General features: G+C 52.5%; 21 protein-coding genes and 2 pseudogenes. 9 read left to right on the plus strand and 14 right to left on the minus strand.

The genetic code is table 11. The annotated features are described in order from the left end of the window. Nucleotides 1-40: 40 nt before the first annotated feature. The 3 genes from DCX48_11455 to asd all read right to left on the minus strand — a co-directional run bounded on the left by DCX48_11455 (nt 41) and on the right by asd (nt 2968). Nucleotides 41-1309 carry a type II toxin-antitoxin system HipA family toxin gene (locus DCX48_11455; GenBank protein QXE15076.1) on the minus strand — a complete coding sequence of 423 codons (1269 nt, stop codon included), beginning with the start codon at nt 1307-1309 and terminating at the stop codon, nt 41-43. Next, nucleotides 1299-1616: an XRE family transcriptional regulator gene (locus DCX48_11460; GenBank protein QXE17225.1), complete on the minus strand. Its 318-nt coding sequence runs from the start codon at nt 1614-1616 to the stop codon at nt 1299-1301. Before DCX48_11460 ends, DCX48_11455 begins: the two co-directional genes overlap by 11 nt. 248 nt (nt 1617-1864) lie before the next feature. Then, nucleotides 1865-2968, minus strand: a complete 1104-nt coding sequence (gene asd, locus DCX48_11465) for an aspartate-semialdehyde dehydrogenase (GenBank protein QXE15077.1) — start codon at nt 2966-2968, stop codon at nt 1865-1867. A gap of 97 nt (nt 2969-3065) precedes the next feature. On the opposite strand from asd, the gene DCX48_11470 reads away from it, so the two are divergent. From DCX48_11470 to DCX48_11480, 3 genes are all read left to right on the plus strand, one after another. Further along, a complete protein-coding gene (locus DCX48_11470; protein QXE15078.1) occupies nt 3066-3269 on the plus strand; it encodes a hypothetical protein in 204 nt (67 codons plus the stop codon). After that, nucleotides 3266-3859 carry a YhgN family NAAT transporter gene (locus DCX48_11475; protein ID QXE15079.1) on the plus strand — a complete coding sequence of 198 codons (594 nt, stop codon included), beginning with the start codon at nt 3266-3268 and terminating at the stop codon, nt 3857-3859. The genes DCX48_11470 and DCX48_11475 overlap by 4 nt, the downstream gene beginning before the upstream one ends. A gap of 83 nt (nt 3860-3942) precedes the next feature. Further along, nucleotides 3943-4164, plus strand: coding sequence for a hypothetical protein (locus DCX48_11480; GenBank protein ID QXE17226.1), 222 nt, complete (start codon nt 3943-3945; stop codon nt 4162-4164). Nucleotides 4165-4202: 38 nt separating this feature from the next. On the opposite strand, the gene DCX48_11485 is transcribed toward DCX48_11480, so the two are convergent. After that, nucleotides 4203-5579, minus strand: coding sequence for a GntP family permease (locus DCX48_11485; protein ID QXE15080.1), 1377 nt, complete (start codon nt 5577-5579; stop codon nt 4203-4205). Between the two features lie 157 nt (nt 5580-5736). Between DCX48_11485 and idnK the strand changes: the two are divergent. Next, nucleotides 5737-5946, plus strand: a pseudogene (gene idnK, locus DCX48_11490) (gluconate kinase). On the opposite strand, the pseudogene DCX48_11495 reads toward idnK, so the two are convergent. Continuing rightward, nucleotides 5943-6455, minus strand: a pseudogene (locus DCX48_11495) (LacI family DNA-binding transcriptional regulator). The pseudogenes idnK and DCX48_11495 overlap by 4 nt on opposite strands. A 360-nt stretch (nt 6456-6815) precedes the next feature. On the opposite strand from DCX48_11495, the gene DCX48_11500 reads away from it, so the two are divergent. Then, entirely contained in the window at nt 6816-8612 is a 1797-nt protein-coding gene (locus DCX48_11500; GenBank protein ID QXE15081.1) for a glycoside hydrolase family 3 protein, read from the plus strand. Nucleotides 8613-8674: 62 nt separating this feature from the next. Here DCX48_11500 and DCX48_11505 read toward each other — a convergent pair whose 3' ends face one another. The 4 genes from DCX48_11505 to DCX48_11520 form a co-directional block, all read right to left on the minus strand. Beyond that, nucleotides 8675-9370, minus strand: a complete 696-nt coding sequence (locus tag DCX48_11505) for a pirin family protein (GenBank protein QXE15082.1) — start codon at nt 9368-9370, stop codon at nt 8675-8677. A gap of 408 nt (nt 9371-9778) precedes the next feature. Further along, a complete protein-coding gene (glpC, locus tag DCX48_11510; GenBank protein ID QXE15083.1) occupies nt 9779-10990 on the minus strand; it encodes an anaerobic glycerol-3-phosphate dehydrogenase subunit C in 1212 nt (403 codons plus the stop codon). Continuing rightward, a complete protein-coding gene (glpB, locus tag DCX48_11515) occupies nt 10987-12249 on the minus strand; it encodes a glycerol-3-phosphate dehydrogenase subunit GlpB (GenBank protein QXE15084.1) in 1263 nt (420 codons plus the stop codon). The genes glpC and glpB overlap by 4 nt, the downstream gene beginning before the upstream one ends. Next, entirely contained in the window at nt 12239-13909 is a 1671-nt protein-coding gene (locus DCX48_11520) for an anaerobic glycerol-3-phosphate dehydrogenase subunit A (protein ID QXE15085.1), read from the minus strand. The genes glpB and DCX48_11520 overlap by 11 nt, the downstream gene beginning before the upstream one ends. A gap of 319 nt (nt 13910-14228) precedes the next feature. Between DCX48_11520 and DCX48_11525 the strand changes: the two genes are divergently transcribed. Continuing rightward, a complete protein-coding gene (locus tag DCX48_11525; GenBank protein QXE15086.1) occupies nt 14229-15578 on the plus strand; it encodes a glycerol-3-phosphate transporter in 1350 nt (449 codons plus the stop codon). Nucleotides 15579-15653: 75 nt separating this feature from the next. Next, nucleotides 15654-16739: a glycerophosphodiester phosphodiesterase gene (locus tag DCX48_11530; protein QXE15087.1), complete on the plus strand. Its 1086-nt coding sequence runs from the start codon at nt 15654-15656 to the stop codon at nt 16737-16739. 179 nt (nt 16740-16918) lie between these two features. Here DCX48_11530 and yigL read toward each other — a convergent pair whose 3' ends face one another. Together yigL and DCX48_11540 are read right to left on the minus strand one after the other, a co-directional pair. Next, nucleotides 16919-17719 (minus strand): sugar/pyridoxal phosphate phosphatase YigL, encoded by an 801-nt coding sequence (gene yigL / locus DCX48_11535; protein ID QXE15088.1) that lies wholly within the window; start codon nt 17717-17719, stop codon nt 16919-16921. Between the two features lie 100 nt (nt 17720-17819). Next, nucleotides 17820-18857: a lysophospholipase L2 gene (locus DCX48_11540; protein QXE15089.1), complete on the minus strand. Its 1038-nt coding sequence runs from the start codon at nt 18855-18857 to the stop codon at nt 17820-17822. A gap of 132 nt (nt 18858-18989) precedes the next feature. On the opposite strand from DCX48_11540, the gene rhtB reads away from it, so the two are divergent. Continuing rightward, the gene (rhtB, locus tag DCX48_11545) at nt 18990-19610 is read left to right on the plus strand and encodes a homoserine/homoserine lactone efflux protein (GenBank protein ID QXE15090.1); all 621 of its coding nucleotides are present in this window, start codon (nt 18990-18992) and stop codon (nt 19608-19610) included. 70 nt (nt 19611-19680) lie between these two features. Here rhtB and rhtC read toward each other — a convergent pair whose 3' ends face one another. The 3 genes from rhtC to DCX48_11560 form a co-directional block, all read right to left on the minus strand. Further along, entirely contained in the window at nt 19681-20304 is a 624-nt protein-coding gene (rhtC, locus tag DCX48_11550; GenBank protein QXE15091.1) for a threonine export protein RhtC, read from the minus strand. A gap of 44 nt (nt 20305-20348) precedes the next feature. Further along, nucleotides 20349-22175 carry an ATP-dependent DNA helicase RecQ gene (recQ, locus tag DCX48_11555; GenBank protein QXE15092.1) on the minus strand — a complete coding sequence of 609 codons (1827 nt, stop codon included), beginning with the start codon at nt 22173-22175 and terminating at the stop codon, nt 20349-20351. Nucleotides 22176-22273: 98 nt separating this feature from the next. Then, nucleotides 22274-23140 (minus strand): phospholipase A, encoded by an 867-nt coding sequence (locus tag DCX48_11560; protein ID QXE15093.1) that lies wholly within the window; start codon nt 23138-23140, stop codon nt 22274-22276. 251 nt (nt 23141-23391) lie between these two features. On the opposite strand from DCX48_11560, the gene DCX48_11565 reads away from it, so the two are divergent. After that, a complete protein-coding gene (locus DCX48_11565; GenBank protein QXE15094.1) occupies nt 23392-23880 on the plus strand; it encodes a thioesterase family protein in 489 nt (162 codons plus the stop codon). The last annotated feature ends 13 nt before the right edge of the window (nt 23881-23893 follow it).

The raw sequence follows: 23893 nt of genomic DNA on the forward strand, positions 1-23893 counted from the left end.
GCAGATTAAACACAGCATGAATCTGCGACACGCCATAACGTCAACGTTTCTGCAAACAACGAATATTGTCGTTGATGCGATCCTGAATAGTACGGAGCGTATCCTGCGTGATGCATCCAGGGAACATACCTGCGGCTCTCTTCGCGAAACTGGCAGCGACCTCACCGTATTGCTCTATGATGATATCCACTTGTGATGAGGTCAGATCGGCTTCCTGCACGCCAAGCCTGTGGATCAGCTCACGCGAGATTTCTAATGCTTCGCCCATCACGTCCATTTGATGATATCCCCCTGGGCCTTCACAGTAGGTTACGTCGTATGCTGGTGCCAGTTTCCACTGCCCGGACGATGACATGATATAGGCGAAATTTTTTGTATGATCATCTCGATTATTGAAGATAACGTTAAAGACAACCCGTTCAAAAGCCAGCACTTTCTCTCGGACATCATTGGTACATATCTGAGTTGCGCGCAGAAAATTAGCGTAGTCCAGCGAGCCTGGGCTCTGATAGTTTGCCTCAGTGAAAGCAGCTAGGCTTTGCATCGGGATACGTAAACCGTTTTGTCGATCAAATCGCCTGCTGGCAAACGCTGCTTGCCCGTTGGGCAACTCAATATATTCGGTGTCCGGCGTGTGGATATGGCATTCTCGTAGACATTGCGCATAGACAGCTTCGATAGCACAAACTTCTGGATGTTCCTGTTTTGCTGGAAACTTAAACAGCCAGGCATCCAGACCTGATGCCGCAGATGTCGTCAATGTTTTGGTATCGGGGTCACAATACAACAGCGCTTTGGGCCTCGCCCCTTGAGGCGATCCCCCCATCTGCAATAGCCTTTGCAGGAATTCACCACCTTCTCCATCAAGCACTTCCTGAACTTCAGCAGACAATTGGGCAAGCGGAATATCCTCAGATACTGCGGAGGCTTCAGGCTGAGACGGTTCGAACGACATCGCCCCCATCGCATTGCTGCCGATATAGGTCAGCCGTTCCAAGGGACCAATACGCGCAGTATTGAGACCACGGAGCCTAAACAGACGATCCATCAGCAACATGCCCCAACCATCAGGAAGCGCATCATAGACAGGCCCCGGCAGACCCAGTTGATACGAGGGAAAGCCCCGGGATAGTCTGGGACCGTTCAGAGGCAGCCGAAGTGAAGATAATTCCAGTCCACGGCGAATTGCCTCCTCACTGTACTCAAACATGATCAGTGGACGGCCAGTCAGCGCGGTAGAAGAGGCCAGCCTTCCCCATTGCCAGCGTTCCCCCCACCCCTCGTAGTAAACATCAACGTTATTCACCATCGTTGGAGCTCCTTTTTATACGCCGGCGGGTGGCGTTTTTTTCGTAACGGAGCAAATCATCAAGGCTGTCTATTTTTGGCATAAACAGTGCCGCCAGCTCATTGCTGCGTCCAAGAACCATCGCTACTCTGACCAGATTTTCAAACCCAACATTACGCCCAGATTCCAGGTTGGATACGGTGTTGACGCCAATCCCTGAGCGGGCAGCCACATCTGACTGAGTCATCTGCTGTGACAGCCGTTCCTTGCGCAGTCGCTCACAGAGCAGTTTGACGATTTCGTCAGGTTTACTCATAGATAAATCCATCATATCGTGAGTTATCCTTTTAAAGTGGACTTAACACCCAATATTATAGATTTATTTATTAGTGTTCGACAGAGTTGTGGCGTTAATTTCACCGATAAACGCGATACCGAAGCAAGATAAAATAAACGAAAGTAAATTGCCAAAGAAGCGACTAATAGAGAGGATTTGATCTTATAAACTGGCGCAACACCAAACGATGTTGCGCCAGAAAGCAGGAGAGCTATAGCCAGATAACTACAGCAAGATAACTACAGCAGGATGCGCAGCATACGGCGCAGCGGTTCAGCGGCTCCCCACAGCAGCTGATCGCCGACCGTGAAGGCGGACAGGTATTCCGGCCCCATGTTCAGCTTACGCAGACGACCCACTGGCGTAGAGAGCGTGCCCGTTACCGCAGCAGGCGTCAGTTCACGCATGGTAATGTCGCGATCGTTCGGCACCACTTTCACCCAGTCGTTATGGGTTGCCAGCAGTTGTTCGATTTCCGGCAGCGCGACGTCTTTTTTCAGTTTGATGGTGAACGCCTGGCTGTGGCAGCGCAGTGCGCCGACGCGCACGCACAGGCCGTCAACAGGAATGACGCTGCTGGTGTTCAGAATCTTGTTCGTTTCTGCCTGACCTTTCCACTCTTCGCGGCTCTGGCCGTTATCCAGCTGTTTGTCGATCCAAGGAATCAGGCTGCCTGCCAATGGTACGCCGAAGTTATCGGTCGGCAGCGAACCGCTACGGGTCAGCGCCGTGACTTTACGTTCGATATCCAGAATCGCAGAGGCCGGATCCTGTAGCTCTTTCGCGACTTCGCCGTGCAGTGCGCCCATCTGAGCCAGCAGTTCACGCATGTGACGCGCACCGCCACCAGAAGCAGCCTGATACGTCGCAGCAGAAACCCACTCCACCAGATTGTTAGCAAACAGGCCGCCCAATGACATCAGCATTAGGCTGACGGTACAGTTACCGCCCGCAAAGGTTTTGATGCCTTTATCCAGACCCTGTTGAATCACCCCGTGGTTAACCGGGTCCAGAATAATAATCGCGTCATCTTTCATACGCAGTGAGGACGCGGCATCGATCCAATAACCCTGCCAGCCACTTTCACGCAGCGTTGGGTAGACTTCATTGGTATAATCGCCGCCCTGACAGGTAATGATGATGTCCAGCGCGCGCAGTGCTTCGATATTATAAGCATCCTGCAACACGCCTTGATGGCCGCCCAGCGCGGGTGCAGGTTCGCCATGCTGAGAAGTCGAAAAGAATACCGGGTGAATCACATCAAAGTCGCGTTCTTCGACCATGCGCTGCATGAGAACCGAGCCGACCATACCGCGCCAGCCAATAAAACCAACATTTTTCATGGTAACTGTCCTGCTTTGGGGGTAACAAAAAGAATTCTGGCTAACGTCGATAGCGCTTAGTTATTGCTGACTCAGTGATCTGCCGCAGAGGCTGCGCGTGTCGTGTCGTAAACCTGTAAATTATCGTGTCGTTCAACCTTACAAAATGTACATAAAGTCGCAAGTGAATTTATTCGATAGTACGGCATTTTTCAGCAGTCATTCTAATATCATCAACCTGGCACAGGATAATAACGTTGGTCAGTCCATGAAGATGGCCCCGGTCAGGAAACACTGTTTTGGGAGTAAAGAACCAACATGACAGAAATGATCTCTGCAACAGTACTGCTGTTGCTCATAATGGACCCACTCGGCAACCTGCCGATTTTCATGTCCGTACTCAAGCACCTCGACCCTAAACGCCGACGTGTGGTGCTGATCCGCGAAATGCTGATTGCGCTCGGGCTGATGCTGATTTTCCTGTTCGCCGGTGAACACATTCTGGCGTTCCTGAATCTGCGCACCGAAACGGTATCTATTTCCGGCGGTATCGTGCTGTTCCTCATTGCGATTCGGATGATTTTCCCCTCGCAGGAAGGCAATAGCAGCGGACTGCCAGCTGGAGAAGAACCGTTTCTGGTGCCAATGGCGATTCCATTGGTGGCGGGGCCGTCGATTCTGGCTGCGCTGATGCTGCTTTCCCACCAGTATCCCAATCAGTTATCCCATCTGACGCTGGCACTGTTTATCGCCTGGACGATCTCTTTCATCATCTTGCTGATGTCTGATTTGTTCTTGCGTTTGCTGGGTGAGAAAGGCGTGAGCGCGCTGGAGAAATTGATGGGCCTGATTCTGGTGATGCTATCGACGCAGATGTTCCTCGACGGCATACGTGCTTACATGAAGTTATAGACGCGTCGTTGTCCCCAATGTCTTAGTCACATTTTTTATGCCGACTAATAGACGGTTTCGTGCGCGATAATACCGTAATTTCCATGCTACTCCGTAGCACGCGCCCGACGCAGGGCGCTCAGTCGCCGCCGCCCTGCGAACCCAGGCTTCCGGCTAAATCATGCCGCTACGCGGTGCCATCGGCGTTCATGATCACCCTTCGAGCCACCAGTGACGCGTTCCATACGCGGCACTGGCTTTCGCGGCATCCATGCCGCTCACTCGGTGCTCATGATCACCGCTGCATAATTTTTACGCCGGATTAATGTCAAAACCTTCCCTTGTAAGAGGAGGGTTAAACACATCAGAGGAAAATGCTCCCCACTAACGCGATCAGGAACGCGATGGTGCCGAGCAGCGTTTCCATCACCGTCCAGGTTTTCAGGGTCGTTTTCTCATCCATTTCGAGGAAGCGGCCAACCAGCCAGAAGCCTGAGTCGTTCACATGCGACAACACGGTCGCACCACCCGCAATTGCCACCACGATAAAACAGAGATCGAACTGGCTCAGGCCGGGAGTCGCCGCAACCGCAGGCGCCATCAGCGCCGCCGTGGTCGTCAATGCCACCGTCGCCGAACCCTGCGCGACACGCAGCGCCGCAGACACTACAAACGCGGCCACAATCACTGGCATACCGGTATCAGCCAACACGCCAGACAATGCATCACCAATACCGCTAGAACGTAGAACACCACCGAACATACCGCCCGCACCGGTGACCAAAATAATTGAGCAAACCGGCCCCAGTGCGCCTTCACAAATCTTCTCAAGATGTCTACGGCTATGCTGGCCGCTAAACATAATCATGGCGAACAAGACGGTAATCAGCAGCGCAACCGGCGTTTTCCCAAGCATCCGCAGGAACTGCACCAGACTGCTATCACCACTGATGACGCCCATTACCGTCAGGGTATTCAATCCCGTATCGAGGAAAATCAGGATCAGTGGCAGCAACAGCACCCACATCACCACGCTGAACGGAGGCGGCGTATGCTGCTCATCCGCTTTGACTTCAGTCAGGAACGTTGACGGCAACGGCAAATGGAATTTTTTACCCGCCCACAGGCCGAACAGATAACCGCCAAAATACCAGGTGGGGAAAGCAATCACGGCACCCACCAGCACTAGCAGACCAATGTTGGCCCCCAGCAGTTCGCTAGCGGCAACCGGGCCGGGATGTGGCGGCAGCAAGGCGTGCATAACGGCAAAAGCGCCCGCAGCAGGGAATGCATAGGTTAGCGTTGAACCGCCAAAACGTTTCGCCACACTGAAAATAATCGGCAGCATCACGATCAGCCCAGCGTCGAAAAAGATCGGGAAGCCGAACAGCAGCGAGGCAAGACCCAGCGCGAAAGGCGCACGTTTCTCACCAAATTTATTGATTAGCGTATCCGCCAGCACATTCGCACCACCGGTAACTTCCAACAGGCGGCCAATCATTGCCCCCAAACCAACCAGCAGGGCAACGGATGCCAACGTGCTGCCGAAACCACTGAGCAGCGTAGGAACGAGTTTCTCGAAAGGTGTTTTTGTCGCCAGCGCCGTGATCAGGCTCACCAGCGTCAACGCCAGAAACGCGTGAACGCGGAAGCGCATAATCAGCACTAGTAACAGTGCGACCGAACCTGCGGCGATGGTTAATAGCACACTAGCACTATAAGCGGATGTTATTTCTGTCATCGTTAATAATCTCTTTAGGGCACCGGTCTGGATTGGCTGATTGTTTGTGAGGTGTATCGCGCCATCATTTGATACCGGCAATATGATACGGGTAACATGTTAAATTCCGGAACCATTAAGTATCATTTGATTTACAATTTGGGATAGAGATCAAATTATGTCAGGTCGAAGCATTATTCTGATGGGCGTATCAGGCAGTGGAAAATCCTCAGTTGGCACTGAACTTGGCCGCGCCATTGAGGCAAAATTTATTGATGGCGACGATCTGCACCCACGCGCCAATATCCAGAAAATGGCCAGCGGTACACCGTTGAATGATAACGACCGCGCACCGTGGTTGGAGCGGATCAGCGATGTCGCCTACAGCTGACGGGCGGCTTCGACGTTATCAAACCCGACAGCCATATCCAGACAGGGTGAAACGGAATCCATCAGTTCCACCACCGGAATGCCAGCAACATCCAGCATCTGACGCGTTCGCGGCGTGTGGGTGCGTTCAGCCAGAATAAGCCCGTCAATGTGATACGACAGCAGTGAAGTCAAACGCTGTTCTTCTCTGTCAGGATGATAGCCATAATGCGCCAGCATGGTCTGGTAACCGTGCGCTTCCGCCGTGCGTTCAATCCCACGCAATACCTCAGCGAAAACCTGATTGGTTAATGATTGCAACAATACGCCAATCGCCCGGCTGGTAGAGCTAGCGAGCATATTAGGTGCAAGATTAGGGATATAACCCAGCTCATCCAACGCGATGGCGATCTTTTCCTGCAAGGCGGCGGACACCTGAGCGGGGTTACGCAAATAGCGGCTTACCGTCATTTTGGTAATCCCAACGCGGTCAGCAACATCCTGGGGAACGGGTCTTTTCTTCTTCATCGTCGACTAAAAATTCCTGAAAAACAATAACCTAAGTCTAGCAAAAAAAAACGAAAAGAAAGTAAAGGTGGAGGGGATTAAAATAATTTAAGTGTGCCAGAAAATACGGAAGGTCCTTTAATTATCCACTTTAATAATAATGATTTAGCTTATTTTAGCGCTTCCTATCAATTACCCCAACGCCTAAATATTAAAAACATTACTAATGAAAATTAATATTTACTCTTTTTTATACCTTATTTAATAGATTTTCAGAATATGACTGTCTGATAAGTGCATGTAAAAAATGACAGGTGACGTTATAGCACTTAAATATTATGTCTCTGTCATTAAACCTTGGCCTGAATAAGGAAATATTTTATGAATATTAAACAGAAAATAAACGCAATGACGCTGGAAGAGAAAATAGGACAAAAGCTCATGCTGGACTTTCGCTACTGGGATCCAACGGGAAAAAGCAATCAGGACATGACAGTTCCCGATGAAACGGTAGGCAAATTAATCACGGATCACCATATTGGTGGCGTGATCCTGTTTGCAAACAATCTGAAAGATAAGCAGCAAATTGAAAAACTGACAGCTTGGTATGCCGCGATGGAAACCCGTGGCGGCGTCCGATTATTCATTAGCACAGATAACGAAGGGGGCAACGTTTTCCGCCTACCTCGCAGCGATTATGCATCATTTCCCGGTAATATGGCGCTATCTTCAGCGATTGAAGGGGGTTCCGATATACAGATTGCCAGTGAACAGGGCCGTCTGATGGCACAAGACATGATTTTTATGCATATCAATACCAACTTTGCACCGGTCGTTGATGTCAACACTAACCCTTTCAACCCAGTCATTAACGTGCGCGCTTTCAGCGACGATGCGGACACCGTTTATCGTTTGGCGGAAAAAATGACGGCAGGCATGAAACAGCAAGGATTGATTACCGCTTACAAGCATTTTCCGGGGCACGGTAGTACATCCACGGATTCTCATACTGGCCTGCCTCGTGTCGACCGCACACGAAAAGACGCCTTTGCCATTGATATCATGCCTTATAAGCGGGCTATTGATAACCAGGCAGCACCGGATATGGTCATGACGGCTCATATTCAGTATCCGTCACTGGATAACTCTCAGGTTACTACACGTAGTGGTGAGAAAATTACGGTGCCTGCGACCATGTCACATGCGATCCAGACTGATATCCTACGCGGTGAGTTGGGTTATGCTGGCGTGACGATTTCAGATGCACTGGATATGGGCGCAATTGCCGATCACTTCAGTCAGGAAGAAGCCGTTCGACAGGTGTTCACCGCTGGCGTAGATATAGCCCTGATGCCCATCAGTATTTCATCTCCGGATCAGATAAAACTCTTGCCAGACTTGATCCAGCACATTGTGGACATGGTGAAGAAAGGGAACATCGGAGAAGCCGAGATTGATGCATCGGTAGAGAGAATTTTAACCCTCAAAGCACGGTATCACCTTTTATGTGAGAAAAAACAAACCGTCGCTGACGCCTCTGCAACACAGGGATACGAGGTAGAAAAATACATTGCCGATCGTTCCATAACCGTGGTGATCAACCAGCAATCACTGCTGCCATTAAAAGACAAAACCCTGCGCTATTTTATCCTGACGCCCTGGGGAGAGCAGGCCAAAGGCATTGCAGCCGTGATGACACAGGAGGGATATCTGAATGTGGTTGCTGCAAAGGAAACGGAACTGACCGATGCCCAAGTCAGAGATCATATTTCCAACTGTGACATATTTCTTCTCGGGACGCTGTCAACCAGCTTTACGCCAGTTGAGCTGGATGGCATCGCCACCGCACAAGCAAAAGACGGTGTCGCTAATAATCCTTACCCTAGCTGGTTACGACATGCTACCGATTTGGGGAAAAAACGCGTTCACCTTTCTTTACGCGCACCGTATGACATTATCAACTACGCTGGCGACGTTAATGCTGCTGTCGCAACCTATTCCTATTACGGGTATGACAACGGTATCTGGCGTGGTCACTCGATGAGATCTTTGGCAGAGGTACTGACAGGTAAGCGCGCTCCACAGGGGAAACTCCCTGTCAATATCTGGCAAAACTACGATGTGGAAACGAATACCGGTACGGTGGCATTTCCCAGAGGGTTTGGACTGAGCTGGTAATGTGGCAGAAATAAGCCCGCGTCCTTTCCTACGCGGGCTTATCCGTTATTTCTTCGTCGTCGTTATACTGGCGGCAAATCAAACAGCAGAATTTCGCTGTCTTCGCTGGCGTGTACAGAAATAGCCGTTTCGTCCCAAACAGCGAACGCATCGCTGGTTTCCGCTTTCTGGCCGTTAATCTCTACACTGCCGCGCACCACTTGAACCCAAACGCGACGGTCAGCCTGAATCTGATACACCGATTGTTCCTGCGCTTTCAGCGCCCAGCGCCACAGCGTCATGTCCTGAAAGACTTTCAGCGAGCCTTCACGCGCATCCGGTGACAGCACCAGTTGACGCCCTTGAAGCACATCAAAACGCTTCTGCTCGTAGCGCGGTGTCAGCCCGGTTTTTTCCGGGATAATCCAGATTTGATACAGGTGCAGCTGTTCATCTTTGCTGGCATTGTACTCAGAGTGACGAATGCCCGTTCCCGCGCTCATAATCTGGAATTCGCCCGCAGGCACCTGCTCTTTATTTTCCATGCTGTCCTGATGCTCAACCGCACCAGACAAGACATAGGTCAAAATTTCCATATCTTTGTGCGGGTGCGTGCCGAAGCCCTGACCGCCGTCGATAAAGTCTTCGTTAATCACGCGCAGTGCTGAGAATCCCATGAAATCAGGATCGTAATAATCGGCGAATGAGAACGTGTGCCAACTGTCGAGCCAGCCGTGATTCGCATGTCCGCGATCCTGCGCTTGACGTAAATAGATCATGTTCTTTCCTCCTGAGTTTCTGATAAGGAAAGTGTAACGGGCGGCGGTAAATAAGATAGCGCAAAAAACTCACCGCTCTGTTCGAAAAATCAGAACGGGATGAAGGACTCTGGAGCGAGGAAATAGCAAAAAAAAAGCCAGCACCCGAGCTGGCTAAATAATACTGGAAGCAATGTGAGCAATGTCGTGCCTTCGCAGGGAAGCTGGATCGTCATAAACACCCTTAACAAATCATCGTTAAACAATTTATCGTTAAACAATTCATCATTAACACAGGTACATGACATCGTTCCCCGGAACGCACAGCAATAATAATCATTATCATTCGCACTTGTAAAGTGCTTTTTGCGATAAATTCTTATTCTCAATACGGACTGAAGAACGGCCCGCTTTGCTCCCCTTCTGCTCTTACTCTGGCTGCGCTAATGACCTCGCCAACAGCGTGATCGGGTGCTCACATAACTTGCTGGTCGACATCTCAATCTGCCATTTACAGGTTTCGCAATCCGTCACCACGATATCGACACCGCTTTCTTCAATCTGCTGGAACAGCGGAGCGCCAATGCCCTGCGACGTGGCATAATTCTCTTTCTTGAAACCGTAAGTACCCGCAATACCGCAGCACTGGGAATCCAGCATCACCAGTTCAAGACCGGGGATGCGTTGCAGCAGCGCTAAGGTATACGCCGTCCAGCCCATCCGTTCCAAGTGGCAAGGCGTGTGATACGCCACCCGCAGCGGTAACTTACGCAGCGGCAGCGTTCGCCCTTCTTCTTCCAACAGGCGATAGAGCTGACGCGTCACGAGTTCGATACCATCGCGCACATGGCCGTTGTCCACACCCAACAGATGTGGGTATTCGTCCCGCAGCGTGAACGTACAGCTAGATGACGTCGCGACCACTGGCAGGGATTTCTGATTGATCGCCTCATCCAGCGATTTGATATTCGCATGCGCCTGCTTTCTAGCCTTGTCGTGAAAACCATTCGCGATCAGCGGTACACCGCAGCACTTCTCTTTATTCAGCAACTGGACGCCAATGCCCATCGCGTTGAAGACCTGAACCAGATCTTTCCCCAGCTGTGGGTCGTTGTAGTTCACATAGCAGCCGTGGAAGTAAGCGACCTGCTCATCATAAGCCTGCTGCTTTGCAGCCTGCTGACGATACCAGCGCCGAAAGGTGCCGAACGAATATTTAGGCAATTGACGACGATGGTCGATTTTCAACGCCTTATCCAGCAGTTGGCGCACTGGTTTCAGGCTGGTAGCCGTATTGACCAACGGCGCAAACGGCGTGGCAATCGACCCCATGAAGTCGGTATGGCTCAGAATCGCGTCGCGCAACGTTGGCTTATGATTGCTGTGTGTCGCTTTCGCACGCTGAATAATGTCGCCAATTTTGACATCCGATGGGCACGCAACCTCACAGCGTTTGCAGTTGGTGCAGTATTTCAGCGCATCATCGTACAGCGCCGGATCTTTGCGGCGCAGGCGCTCGCCGTCCGGCCCAGCCTGTTTCGGGCCAGGATAAAGCGGATTCACACGCGAAACCGGGCAGTACGTAGTACAGACCGTACATTTGATGCAATCTTCAAAACTGTTATCGCTAAGCAGGCTCATGGATTGCCCTCCTTCAGGATCTGTTCGGCAACATGGAGCGCGCTGAGTAAGGAAACGCCAGCCCCACATCCCTGCACAATCGGGTCGAAGCCTTCCAGCACCGCGCCAATCGCGTACAGATTGTTGACTGTCTCACCCGCGATACGCGGGTGCAGGTGTTCATCGACAATCGCGCCAAATTGCATATAGGGCTGCGGCGCAAACACGTCCTGCTGGCTCCAGCCTTCGCGCTGGTCAGCAAACCGAACATCCAGCCCAAAGACCGGTTCAGTCACCCGATCGAACTGTGTCACTAGCCCGTTACTGAAGAAGCTACCGCTCGCCAGCACCGCGTGCTTCGCCCGCAGCGGAATATCACGGTGATGGTGGCTATGGACTGCGATCTCCTGCGGAGACAACGAGGCGCGCACCGCGCGATCGCCCGGCATCACCATGCCACCCAATTGGCGGAAACGCTGTGACAGCGCCTGATGCAAACGTAACCCGAGTACTGACGGCGGTAATGTCGGCAGCAGCAGCACCGGTTTACCTAACGCATCAGCGAGTTCACTCACGATCTCGGGGCTGTCCAATCCCAGACAGGCGGGCATGATGATGGCATCATTACCGTTAGCCAGAAGCGATAGCTCTTCCACCAGCGCCGAGCGGTTTTCAGGTCGATCCAGTAGACGAGCGATATTTACCGCACGGAATTCACTGGGATTTTGACGCAACCGATCCAGCACGGGCAGCTTGAGTTCATCACTACGTGCCGCGATCCCCTGCGTCTGAAGCGTGCCAGCCACGATTCGGGACTGAAAATCCAGAAAGCCTTCAATACCGGCAATGAGCGGATTGTCGCCAAAATGCGAATCCGCTAGGCCACGCGTGACACCGTCAACCGGGCTTAGCCAGCATGCACGAAACTTACCTAACGGCGTCATACGCCAGTGGTTCTGCTGATGATTGCCCAACAGGGAGATATTGCTGCGTTCCAACAACGCCTCGACCTGTGGTAACAGTGCGGCAACCGCCGCCGCACCCATACGAGAATAAGGGTGATGAGGGGCCTGACGCGCCAGCTCGTCCAGCGCATCGAGCGGCTGGCTAACGGGCTGTCCGTCAGGGAGATGAGAAAGCAAATCCAGCGCCCCGGAAGAAAAATGCAGTGCATTCTGCCCAGCACTGACAATCGCGCAGCGTTTTCCCTGCTCTGCCAAGCGGATACCACAGGTCAGCCCTGCCAGCCCGCCGCCGATAATCACAACGTCATAGCGCATGACGATCCTCCTGACTGTCGCTGGCCGTTAGGCCGCACAATCCCTGATAAATCCAACTGGTAAACTCGCTTTCGCGCAGCGCATTGCCCCACGCAACCGGGCGAATGCCTTTCCAGCGTTCGTTTAAAAACTGGCTAAGCTGCGTAAGCGACTGCTCTGGCGTCGCGGTGCCCAGACGGCACAACAGCCCTGCCGCGCGGCAGGCGCACAGCTCACCCTGACAGGTGCCCATGCCAACGCGAGTACGCCGGCGTAAATCAATCAGGTTATTCACCTGCAATGACTCCACGGCGTAGCGCACTTCACCCGCCGTCACGGCCTCACATTCGCACACCAAACTGCGGTCCAGACGTTCACCGGACAGCATTCGCCCAGCGCGTTCACCGTGGCGATAAATCGCCGAACCACGTAGCGGCGCAGAGAGCGGTTTTGCCGCGGGATACGCTGACAGGGCGTGGGGGACGGTTTTCACTTCATCCAGCGATTCAGAACCGGGCAGCGGCGTCTGTGCAGTCGAACAGGCAACATCATGACCCAGCTTTTTGCAGATAGCGTCCGTCACCCATTCCGCCATCAGGCGATAGGTCATCAGCTTGCCGCCGGTGATGGTAATAAATCCTTCCAGCCCGTCGCGGCTAGCATGGTCGAGCAGCACAATGCCGCGACTCACGCTACGCCCGCTGGGATCGCTATCGTTGGCAACCAAAGGTCGTACACCCGCATAGGCGCGTAGAATTCGCGTGCTTGCCAGCGCGGGAGCCAGCATCGAACCTTCCCGCATCAGCGTTTCCACTTCAGCAGGCGTCACCAGCATATTGTCGATCTGATCGTAGTCGATGTGGGTTGAGGTGGTGCCAATCAGCGAAATGGTATCGCCCGGCACCAGAATGTCGGCATCTGCCGGTTTGCGACAGCGGTTGATCACCATATTGTTGATGCGATGTCCAAGAATTAGCAGTGCGCCTTTTGCCGGGAACATGCGCACGCGCAGATCGGCATATTCCGCAATGTGTTGTCCCCAGATACCACCGGCATTGACCACCACCTGCGCGTATATTTCTGTTTCTACACCTTTTTTATGGTCGAAAACGCGCACACCGGTAATACGGTCACCCTGACGAATTAGCCCGATGACCTCATGATAGGTCAACACTTCCGCGCCGTGCTCACAGGCATCAATCATGTTGGCCGCCGTCAGGCGAAAAGGATCGACAGAGCCATCCGGCACGCGCACCGCGCCAATCAGCGTCGGGTTTGCTGCGGGTTCCAGCCGCAGCGCTTCCTGCGGATCCAGCGCCTGCGCGCCAATCCCCGCCTGCTGGCAAGCGGTAATGAACTGCGCCTGCCAGCCGAGATCGTCTTCCGGCAAGGTGATAAACAAACCGTCGGTAGGCTCAATACAGTGTCGGGCGATCCGCCGGAGAATCTGGTTCTCTTCAATGCATTCGCGGGCAGATTCACCATCCGTCACCGCATAGCGGGCACCGCTATGTAATAAGCCGTGATTACGCCCGGTAGCCCCAGTCGCAATATCATAACGTTCAAGCAACAAGCAGCGCAGTCCGCGCAGGGCACAGTCTCGTGCCGTACCCGCCCCTGTCGCACCACCACCGATGACAACCACGTCAGTTTCACGCCAGTTCCCAGTGTTTTGCTTCATGTTCTCGCTCCAGGCGGGGATATAGAGGATATGTATGTTGCTATTGGGACACAAAAAGAAGGGTTAATGTTTGATAAAGAGCAAAAACGAACACTAAACGAAAATAAAGGGGAGTTTAAAAACCATAAGTGTGATTTGTATCACTAAAACCACACTGTGAGATTTTCCGATTCTGTTAACATGAGCGCAAAAATCGTCACAGTTTCATAAAAGTGTAACATTAGCGTCATGAATCACACTCATTTGTACGCTAGCCCCTTACAATAACGTTCGTAATAGAACAAAAAAGCTATCGTTTTTTTTCGCATTGGAGATATCTATGCTGAGTATTTTTAGGCCCGCCGCCCACCAGCCACGCGTGTCGCAAGATCACGTCGATCCCGTCTATCGTCGCCTGCGTTGGCAGATTTTCATGGGGATCTTTTTTGGCTACGCCGCCTACTATCTGGTACGTAAAAACTTCACACTGGCGATGCCTTATCTGATTGAACAGGGCTTCTCACGTGGTGACCTTGGCTTTGCGCTGTCCGGTATCTCCATCGCCTACGGCTTTTCCAAATTCATCATGGGATCGATATCCGACCGTTCTAACCCGCGAGTGTTCCTGCCCGCCGGTCTGATTCTGTCAGCTGCGGTCATGCTGTTCATGGGCTTCGTACCGTGGGCAACGTCAAGCATTGCGATTATGTTCGTCCTACTGTTCCTGTGCGGATGGTTCCAGGGCATGGGCTGGCCGCCGTGCGGACGTACTATGGTTCACTGGTGGTCACAGAAAGAACGTGGCAGCATCGTATCTGTATGGAACTGTGCGCATAACGTCGGTGGTGGGCTTCCCCCTCTGCTGTTCCTGCTGGGTATGGCCTGGTTCAACGACTGGAAAGCGGCGCTCTATATGCCGGCATTCGCCGCCATTCTGGTTGCCATGATCGCTTTTGCACTGATGCGTGACACACCGCAATCTTGTGGTCTGCCACCGATTGAAGAGTACAAAAACGATTATCCGGTTGATTACAATGAAAAAGCAGAAGAAGAGCTGACCGCTAAGCAGATCTTCATGCAGTACGTTTTCCCGAACAAACTGCTGTGGTATATCGCTATCGCCAACGTGTTCGTTTACCTGCTGCGTTACGGCATCCTCGACTGGTCACCGACTTACCTGAAAGAAGTTAAACACTTCGCACTGGATAAATCGTCCTGGGCGTACTTCCTGTACGAATACGCGGGTATTCCGGGCACGCTGCTGTGCGGTTGGATGTCTGATAAGGTGTTCAAAGGTAACCGTGGTGCAACGGGCGTGTTCTTCATGGTACTTGTCACCATCGCCACCGTCGTTTACTGGATGAACCCAGCCGGTAATCCGGGTGTGGACATGGCCTGTATGATCATCATCGGCTTCCTGATTTACGGTCCGGTTATGCTTATTGGTCTACACGCGCTGGAACTGGCACCGAAGAAAGCGGCTGGTACTGCGGCGGGCTTCACCGGCCTGTTCGGCTACCTCGGTGGCTCCGTTGCCGCCAGCGCCATCGTCGGCTACACCGTTGACTTCTTCGGTTGGGACGGCGGTTTCATGGTGATGATCGGCGGCAGCATTATGGCTGTGCTTCTGCTGGTTGTTGTTATGCTGAATGAGAAAAAGCATAAAGCAGAGTTAGCCAATCGCGCCTAACCCGCTCTTGTAAGCATCCCTCTGGCGGCGTCCTGATGACGCCGCCTTTCTCTCGACAGAAAGAGGTTTGATCGCATGAACGTTACCGTAACATCTCTGATCTCCGCCCTTGCGCTCTCCGTTTCCTTTAGTGTTTCTAGTCACTCGAGTATTTCCACTTCATCAACTGACAAAATCGTCATTGCCCACCGCGGTGCCAGTGGCTATCTGCCCGAGCATACGCTTCCGGCGAAGGCGATGGCCTACGCTCAGGGTGTCGATTATCTGGAACAGGATCTGGTACTCACCAAAGACAACGCGCTTATTGTCCTGCACGATCACTATCTGGATCGCGTTACCGATGTGACAGAGCGTTTCCCTCAGCGTGCCCGTAAAGATGGACGCTTTTACGCCATCGACTTCACGCTAAAAGAGATCAAGTCGCTGAAATTCACCGAAGGGTTCGACATCAAAGACGGCAAGCAGGTACAGAGCTACCCAAACCGTTTCCCGATGTGGAAATCCGACTTCCGTATTCATACTTTTCAGGAAGAGATTGAATTTATTCAGGGTCTGAACCACTCAACCGGCAAGAACATTGGCCTCTATCCTGAAATCAAAGCACCGTGGTTTCACCATCAGGAAGGGAAAGATATCGCCCGCGAAACGCTGACGGTGCTGAAGCAGTATGGCTATACGGAGAAAAGCGATAGGGTCTTCCTGCAATCGTTTGATGTTGCAGAGTTAAAGCGTATCAAAACCGAATTGCAGCCGCAGATGAAAATGGATCTGAACCTGATTCAACTGATCGCCTATACCGACTGGAATGAAACCTACGAAAAACAGGCCGATGGGTCGTGGGTGAATTACAACTACGATTGGATGCAAAAGCCCGGTGCAATGAAACAGATTGCGACCTATGCAGACGGTATCGGCCCGGACTACCACATGCTCGTTCAGAAAGATTCGACGCCTGACAGCATCGCCTTTACCAATATGGTGAAGGAAGCGCATCAACATAAACTTCAGGTGCACCCGTTTACGGCAAGAGCCGACAGGCTACCGACGTACGCCAAAGATATCGATCAACTCTATGACATTCTCTACCATCAAGCGGACGTTGACGGCCTGTTCACCGATTTTCCCGACAAAGCAGTCGATTTTCTGAAAAAGCCGCGCTGAAGTTCTCATGCTAGTCATTTAAGCATGGATTGAGAGGGAAACACGATGATGAGGCTCCCGTAGGGATGCCTCGCACCGTGGTCACCCTCGGTATCTCGATCCTTAAACGATCGCTGAAGTTCAGCTTTCCCATCGGGTACAGACGTACCCGATAATACCTCAGTTCGATAATGCACTGCTTACTTCAGAAACAGTTCTCGCAGGTAATTCGGCACCGCGCTGTCTGCGTTAGAACCAATCACTTCACGATCCGGCAGTAAATCTTTTAGGCGCTGATGCGCGTTCTCCATGACGCAGCCTTTTCCGGCCATCGACAGCATTTCGTAGTCGTTCATGCCATCACCAAACGCCACGCACTCTTTGAGCGAGAAGCCGATAATCTTTGCCACTTGTTCCAGCGCATGGCCTTTAGACACGCCGCCCGCCATCACTTCCAGACAGGTCAGGGTCGAAAAGCTCACATTGACGCGGTCGCCCCAGCGCGCGTTGATCGCTTCTTCCAGCGGAAGCAGTTGTTCATGCGAATCGCAGGTAAAGAATACTTTGCTAACGCCATCGGTTTCGAGCAGTGCGGGCTCGAACAGCTTGTATTTAAAGATCGACTCTTTGAAGAAACGTTCTTCTTCCGCACGCGGACGGTTCATAAACCACTCGTCATCACGGTAAACGTGCGTCAGCATATCGGGGTTCGTGTGTACGACGCTGTAAAGGTCGCGGGCAATGTCCTGATCCAGATTGTGACTGAAAATCAGCTCACCCTGCGAGTTGTGCACACGCGCACCATTCGAGGTAATCATAAACGCGCTGATACCGAGATTATCGCGGATCTGCGCGACATCCATGTGGTGCCGTCCGGTAGCGAACACAAAGTGAATCCCTTTCTCCGTCAGCAGCCTGAGGGTTTCTTTCGCATACGGGGACAGCGAGTGGTCAGGTGACAGCAGTGTGCCATCTAAATCGGAAGCAACGACATGGTACATAACGATGAGATCTCACTTCTGGTGTATTGGCGGCACGTGCCGCAAAAAATTAACGAGGTTGATGGCAGTATCCGTTGAGCGATGTGCCAACAGTCTAAAATTAATGATAGCGCGCAAAGTGCGTAAAAATCAGCGCAAATGCCTGAGCGCGGAGACGATCCGTCTCAAAGAGAATTTCATGCCGCGCGCCGTGGATAACCTGCAAAACGCCGTTCGAATTGGCATCACCGCTCTGCGTCAGTGTCTGGCAAAACACATTCTGACTGCGATTATCCACCACGCGCTCCTCTTCCGCTTGTAGCAGCAGAAGCGGCGTTGTCACGGCGCTGGCCTGTGTCAGCAGGTACTTCCCCGCCAGTATCGCCTCACGCACCCAGTGGTAAGTAGGGCCGCCTACGCGCAAATCAGGCGAATCCGCGTAAAATCGAATACTACGCTGGTAGCGTTCGCGGCTGTGCGTCAGCACATTCATTCGATAAGGCAGAGGACGCCACTGTCCCGTGCCTATAGCGTAATAATCACGTATCGCTGGGTGACGCTCCGCCCAATCGACGATCCACTCGGCAACGCAATGAGGAAGCGGTAAACGAATGCCAAACATCGGCGCACACAGCGCCGCCGCATCAAACATCGCAGGTTGACGAACCAAAAGCTGTGCCAGAATCGCGCCGCCCATTGAATGCGCCAGCGCAAACCGACGGGTATATCGCGTAGGTTCAATGTGCTGCTGGCACAGTGTTTCAGCATCATCGACATAATCACTGAAGCGTTGCACGTGTCCGCGGTGGCCATCTTGCAGCACCCGCCCAGACCGCCCTTGCCCACGGTGATCCATGATGAGCACATCATAGCCGCGATGAAAGAGGTCATACGCCACTTCGCTATATTTGACGTAACTTTCGATGCGGCCAGAAAAAACCACGACAATCTTGTCGTGTTGCGGCGCGGTAAAGCGAACAAACCGGATCGGCACATCATCCACACCAGAGAATTCGCCCTCTTCGCGCTGACGCCAGAAATTCAGTAATTCTCCGGTAGCAAAAGCGGCAAACTGCGCTTCTCGCGTTAACAGATCTGCCGTTAACGATTCAGGTGTTAACCGTTCCGACGTAAACAACGTATTGTGGCGTTGAATCATCACACCTCTCCGGTGACACAGGGAAAACAAAGCTAGCGGAAGAACATGACAAGCGGTGGATCACGAGCGTATTGTGACATAAAAAACAGACAGACTCTCGTAATACAGAACGTGATTCAGGAGCAGGATTTCATGACATTGGATTGGTGGTTAACCTACTTACTCACAACACTTATTCTCAGCCTGTCGCCCGGTTCGGGTGCCATCAACACCATGAGTACGGGGATTAGTCACGGCTATCGCGGCGCGGCAGCGTCAATCTGTGGTTTACAAGTCGGGCTGGCTATTCATATCGTGCTGGTAGGCATTGGGTTGGGTGCGTTGCTTAACCAGTCTGTGCTGGCTTTCGATGTGCTGAAATGGCTGGGCGCGGCTTATCTTATTTGGCTAGGGATTCAGCAGTGGCGTGCCGCTGGCGCACTCAACCTTCAGGCACTCGCCAGCGTCATGCCGCGTCGTAAACTCTTTAAACGTGCGATACTGGTGAACCTGACCAACCCGAAAAGCATTGTGTTTCTGGCAGCGCTGTTCCCGCAGTTCATTATCCCTCACCAGCCGCAGGCCGCACAGTATCTGGTGTTGGGTATCACCACCGTTGTTGTCGATATTATCGTGATGATTGGTTACGCTACGCTAGCCACGCGTATCGCCGGGTGGCTGAAAGGCCCACGGCAGATGAAGACACTCAACCGGATATTTGGATCGCTGTTCGTGCTGGTCGGCGCGTTACTCGCCACAGCGAGAAAGGCCTGATGAAGACAGCGCGCCGTGTCGAATCACCGCGCGCTTTTGTTTCTCCATCGGAAACGTTCTGAGAGAAAGGTTAGCGAGAGAAGATCAGGTGCAAGCCGAAACCGGTAAACAATACGCCCGCCACGCCATCCACCCACTTCGCCAGACGCTGATAGCCACGACGCATGGTAGGTAGTGCGAACACTATCGCGACCAGACTGAACCACAACAGCGTTTCAATCGAGATCAGCGCAAACAAGCCCCAACGCGCACCGCTGCCGACGCTGTCGCCGACAAACAGTGAAAACACGCTGCCGAAGTAGATCAGCGCTTTTGGGTTCGCCAGATTCGTCAATAATCCACGCATAAAGGTTTTACCGCGCTGCGGCAATACCACAGCCGTTTCCTGCGTGGTTTCCAACTGTGCTTTACTCCGCGCAGAACGCAGCATCTGCCAGCCCATCCAGCACAGATACAGTCCGCCACCGACGGTAATTGCCGTATGCAGCCAGGCCATTTTTTGCAACAGCAGGTGCAGTCCCAGCAGTGCGATAGCCGCCCAGACCACTACGCCCAGAGAAATGCCCAGCACGCCCATCATCGCTTCACGGCGTGAACGGCTAGCCGCAGTTTGTGAAACAAAAAAGAAATCCGGCCCCGGGCTCATCAGCGCAATAAAATGCACCAGCGCCACCGTCAGAAATAGCATCAACATGTTGGTTTTCCTGTTTTTTTAAATGCAATCAGACAAGACGAGCATCACTCGTCGTCATTATCGACATGATCGCGAATCATGTTCATGAAAGGTGCACCGAAACGTTCGAGTTTGCGGTGTCCTACCCCGTTGATATTCAGCAGTTCGCCCGCGGTGATCGGCATCAGTTCCGCCATCTCCAGCAGCGTGGCATCACTGAACACCACGTAAGGCGGAATATTGTCTTCGTCCGCGATGGATTTACGCAGTTTACGCAATTTGGCAAACAGCTTGCGGTCGTAATTTCCGCCGTAAGATTTTTGATTAGCGCGGGGCTTCAGGTTAATCACACGCGGCACGGCCAGTTGCAGCGGCATTTCTCCCCGCAATACTGGGCGCGCAGGTTCGGTAAGCTGTACGGCAGAATGCATCGTAATATTCTGGTTCAACAACCCCAGATGAATCAGTTGGCGTAGCACGCTGACCCAATGTTCCTGCGATTTATCCTTACCAATGCCATAAACCGGCAATTTGTCATGGCCGAAGTCGCGAATACGTTGGTTATTCGCACCGCGCAACACCTCGACGATATATCCTATGCCAAAGCGCTGCCCGACCCGATACACGCAGGAGAGCGCCTTTTGCGCCTCAACCAGCCCATCGTAACGCTTCGGCGGATCGAGACAAATATCGCAGTTACCGCAGGCCTCTTGGCGCCCTTCACCGAAATAGTTCAGCAGCACCAGACGGCGGCAGGTCTGCGCCTCGGCAAACGCGCCCATCGCATTGAGCTTATGACGTTCAATATCCAACTGCGGCCCGGCGGGTTTTTCTTCCAGACAGCGACGCAGCCATGCCATATCCGCCGGATCGTAAAACAGCGCGGCTTCTGCGGCGAGGCCATCACGCCCGGCACGTCCCGTTTCCTGATAGTAGGATTCGATATTGCGCGGAATATCAAAATGCACTACGAACCGCACGTTAGGCTTGTTGATACCCATACCAAACGCGACAGTCGCTACCACCACCTGAAGATCGTCACGCAGGAACGCTTCCTGTACCTGTGCGCGTCGTTCATTGTCCAGCCCGGCGTGATAAGCCCCCGCACTCAGCCCACGGGCCTGCAAACGGGCGCTGATATCTTCCACGCGGGAACGGCTATTACAGTAAATGATGCCGCTTTTTCCGCGCTGCGCCTGCACGAACATCCAGAGCTGATCGAGCGGTTTGAACTTCTCCACCAGCGTGTAGCGAATATTCGGGCGGTCAAAACTGCTGATCTGGATCAGCGGCGACTGAAGATCCAACAGGCGAACGATATCGTTCCGCGTGGTCTCGTCGGCGGTGGCCGTCAGTGCAATGAAAGGAAGGTGAGGAAAACGCTGTTTAATCTGCCCCAGCGCTCGGTATTCAGGGCGGAAATCGTGGCCCCATTGGGAAATACAGTGCGCTTCATCCACCGCGATCAGTGAAATCTGCCAGTGGGCGAGATGATCGAGAAAGCTTTCTGTCGTCAGGCGTTCCGGCGCAATATAAAGCAACTTAATCTGACCAGTACGACAGCCCGCCATCACTTCAAACTGCTGTTCACGCGTCTGCGTCGAATTGAGGCAAGCGGCGGAGACACCATAGGCCTGAAGCTGATCAACCTGATCTTTCATCAGAGAAATCAGCGGGGATACCACCAGCGTCAGCCCGTCCATCACCAGAGCGGGGATTTGGTAGCACAGCGATTTACCGCCGCCTGTCGGCATGATAACCAGACAATCCTGCCCACTGAGCGTCGCGCTGATAATTTCCTGCTGACCCGGTCGGAATTGCTGGTAGCCGAACGTGTCCCGTAGAACCTGAACCGCCAGCGCTTCCTTATTCAATACTTCCGCCGTAGACACGCCTTCCCCAATTCAATGAAATCAAACAGGCGCTATTTTCAGCGCCGTCGGGTAAAACTGCAATGGTTAAAAACCGCAATCGCTAAAACACACGTTAGTTAGAACATATCGTTCAGCGTCACCCCAACACCGAAGCGGGTCTGACGATGATTGTAATCAATCAAGGATTCGCCGTAGCCACTAAAGACCTTGGTGTAGAAGCGGACATGACGCGTCAATGGATAGCTCCAGCCCAGTTCGCCACCGCCGTAACCGCTATTCCAGTTATAACGGCCTTCCGCGCTAAACACGCTGTCGCCCCACACATAACCGACGCGTAACCGGTAATGGCCCATGTATTTAATGATATCTGGGTTATCGTCCTGACTGTCGGAGAAACGCACCCACGGCTTCACATCAACCTGCCAGTTGCCGTTCTGCGCCATCAGACGCATATAAGCACGGTTCCAACTGCGTGACGTTGGATCAGAACGGCCGTTAGACTGGTGATTAAAGCCCATTTCCACATCTCGCAGCGTCCAGCCTGCTAATGTGTAGTTGGTTGCCCAGCCCAGGAAGACCTGTGGCTCATAGTTGGTTTCACGGAACGGAGAAGACTCGCTTTTATTAGACAGTTGCCACCAAGAACGCTGTGTATAGGACGCACCCAGCAGCGAGTTATCACCCAGAATGCCACGCCAGATCGGGAACCCGAGGCTCAACTGATAGTGAACTTCATCTTTACGCGCTTCGTCGCCCCAGTTATAGCTCTGTATCGCCGTTTTATTGATGTTGCTGGTATAGGTATACAGTAAGTAGTTGCTTTCGTAAGGATAGAGAATAAACGGGGTGTCGTGCTCTTGTAACAGGCTGTCGATAATGCTGCCACGTACCGCCGGTTGATTCGGCGCAGGCGCGTTTGTTATATCTTCAGCATGAGCCTGTGCCATCAGTAATGCTGCCAGTACGAGTACTATTTTACGCATTCATTTTCTCCGCCATTTTTTTATACGACGTTCGTTTTAACCGACGTTCGTTTAACCAGCTTGTGGTGAGTATTTCCCCATTCAAGCCCGCCATTCTACACAGTTCAACGACGTTTGAATTATCGTTCTCCCGTTTCTTAGTCTTTTCTGGAAAGAAACAAAAGCAGCGCATAAAATAAACACTTACATAACTTAAAAGAATCAACTTAACTACATTTAACGCGTATCTCTTATTTGGGCGGGAAACAACTATGGCTGACATACCATCATTTCAGGGAACCACACTAACCAGAGATACCGTGCGCCAGCTCGTTAGCGATATTTTCATTTACAAGATGCCATTCAACATCGAGCTAGGCCTTGAGTTACAGCAGTTTGAAGCCGACAAAGCAGTCTTGACGTTCGCTCGGCAAGATAAGCTCATCGGCAATGCGGCACAAAAGATTCTGCATGGCGGCGTGATTGCTGCGGGGTTGGACGTTGCCGCTGGATTAGTCTGCGTTGGCAACACACTGCTGCGCCATGAGACGATCAGCGATCAGGAATTTCATCACCGGCTCGCGCGCATGGGGACCATTGACATGCGGGTGGACTATCTACGTCCGGGCTATGGGGAGCGCTTCACCATTACCAGCACGCTGCTGCGCGGTGGTAATAAAATCGCCGTCGCACGCGCCGAATTGCATAACGAGCAGGGTTCGCATCTGGCCAGCGCCACCGCAACCTATATTGTCGGATAGCATTTATCGTTGG

Origin of the sequence: Pectobacterium atrosepticum (assembly GCA_019056595.1) — a bacterium.
GTDB lineage: Bacteria > Pseudomonadota > Gammaproteobacteria > Enterobacterales > Enterobacteriaceae > Pectobacterium > Pectobacterium atrosepticum.

Coding starts and splice junctions, on each gene's coding strand:
- glpB (QXE15084.1), bottom strand. CDS start 12,249: ATGCGCTATGACGTTGTGATTATCGGCGGCGGGCTGGCAGGGCTGACC.
- asd (QXE15077.1), bottom strand. CDS start 2,968: ATGAAAAATGTTGGTTTTATTGGCTGGCGCGGTATGGTCGGCTCGGTT.
- DCX48_11485 (QXE15080.1), bottom strand. CDS start 5,579: ATGACAGAAATAACATCCGCTTATAGTGCTAGTGTGCTATTAACCATC.
- DCX48_11455 (QXE15076.1), bottom strand. CDS start 1,309: ATGGTGAATAACGTTGATGTTTACTACGAGGGGTGGGGGGAACGCTGG.
- DCX48_11460 (QXE17225.1), bottom strand. CDS start 1,616: ATGGATTTATCTATGAGTAAACCTGACGAAATCGTCAAACTGCTCTGT.
- DCX48_11565 (QXE15094.1), top strand. CDS start 23,392: ATGGCTGACATACCATCATTTCAGGGAACCACACTAACCAGAGATACC.
- glpC (QXE15083.1), bottom strand. CDS start 10,990: ATGAGCCTGCTTAGCGATAACAGTTTTGAAGATTGCATCAAATGTACG.
- DCX48_11525 (QXE15086.1), top strand. CDS start 14,229: ATGCTGAGTATTTTTAGGCCCGCCGCCCACCAGCCACGCGTGTCGCAA.
- DCX48_11540 (QXE15089.1), bottom strand. CDS start 18,857: ATGATTCAACGCCACAATACGTTGTTTACGTCGGAACGGTTAACACCT.
- DCX48_11530 (QXE15087.1), top strand. CDS start 15,654: ATGAACGTTACCGTAACATCTCTGATCTCCGCCCTTGCGCTCTCCGTT.
- yigL (QXE15088.1), bottom strand. CDS start 17,719: ATGTACCATGTCGTTGCTTCCGATTTAGATGGCACACTGCTGTCACCT.
- DCX48_11475 (QXE15079.1), top strand. CDS start 3,266: ATGACAGAAATGATCTCTGCAACAGTACTGCTGTTGCTCATAATGGAC.
- rhtB (QXE15090.1), top strand. CDS start 18,990: ATGACATTGGATTGGTGGTTAACCTACTTACTCACAACACTTATTCTC.
- DCX48_11560 (QXE15093.1), bottom strand. CDS start 23,140: ATGCGTAAAATAGTACTCGTACTGGCAGCATTACTGATGGCACAGGCT.
- DCX48_11480 (QXE17226.1), top strand. CDS start 3,943: ATGCTACTCCGTAGCACGCGCCCGACGCAGGGCGCTCAGTCGCCGCCG.
- DCX48_11500 (QXE15081.1), top strand. CDS start 6,816: ATGAATATTAAACAGAAAATAAACGCAATGACGCTGGAAGAGAAAATA.
- DCX48_11520 (QXE15085.1), bottom strand. CDS start 13,909: ATGAAGCAAAACACTGGGAACTGGCGTGAAACTGACGTGGTTGTCATC.
- DCX48_11505 (QXE15082.1), bottom strand. CDS start 9,370: ATGATCTATTTACGTCAAGCGCAGGATCGCGGACATGCGAATCACGGC.
- rhtC (QXE15091.1), bottom strand. CDS start 20,304: ATGTTGATGCTATTTCTGACGGTGGCGCTGGTGCATTTTATTGCGCTG.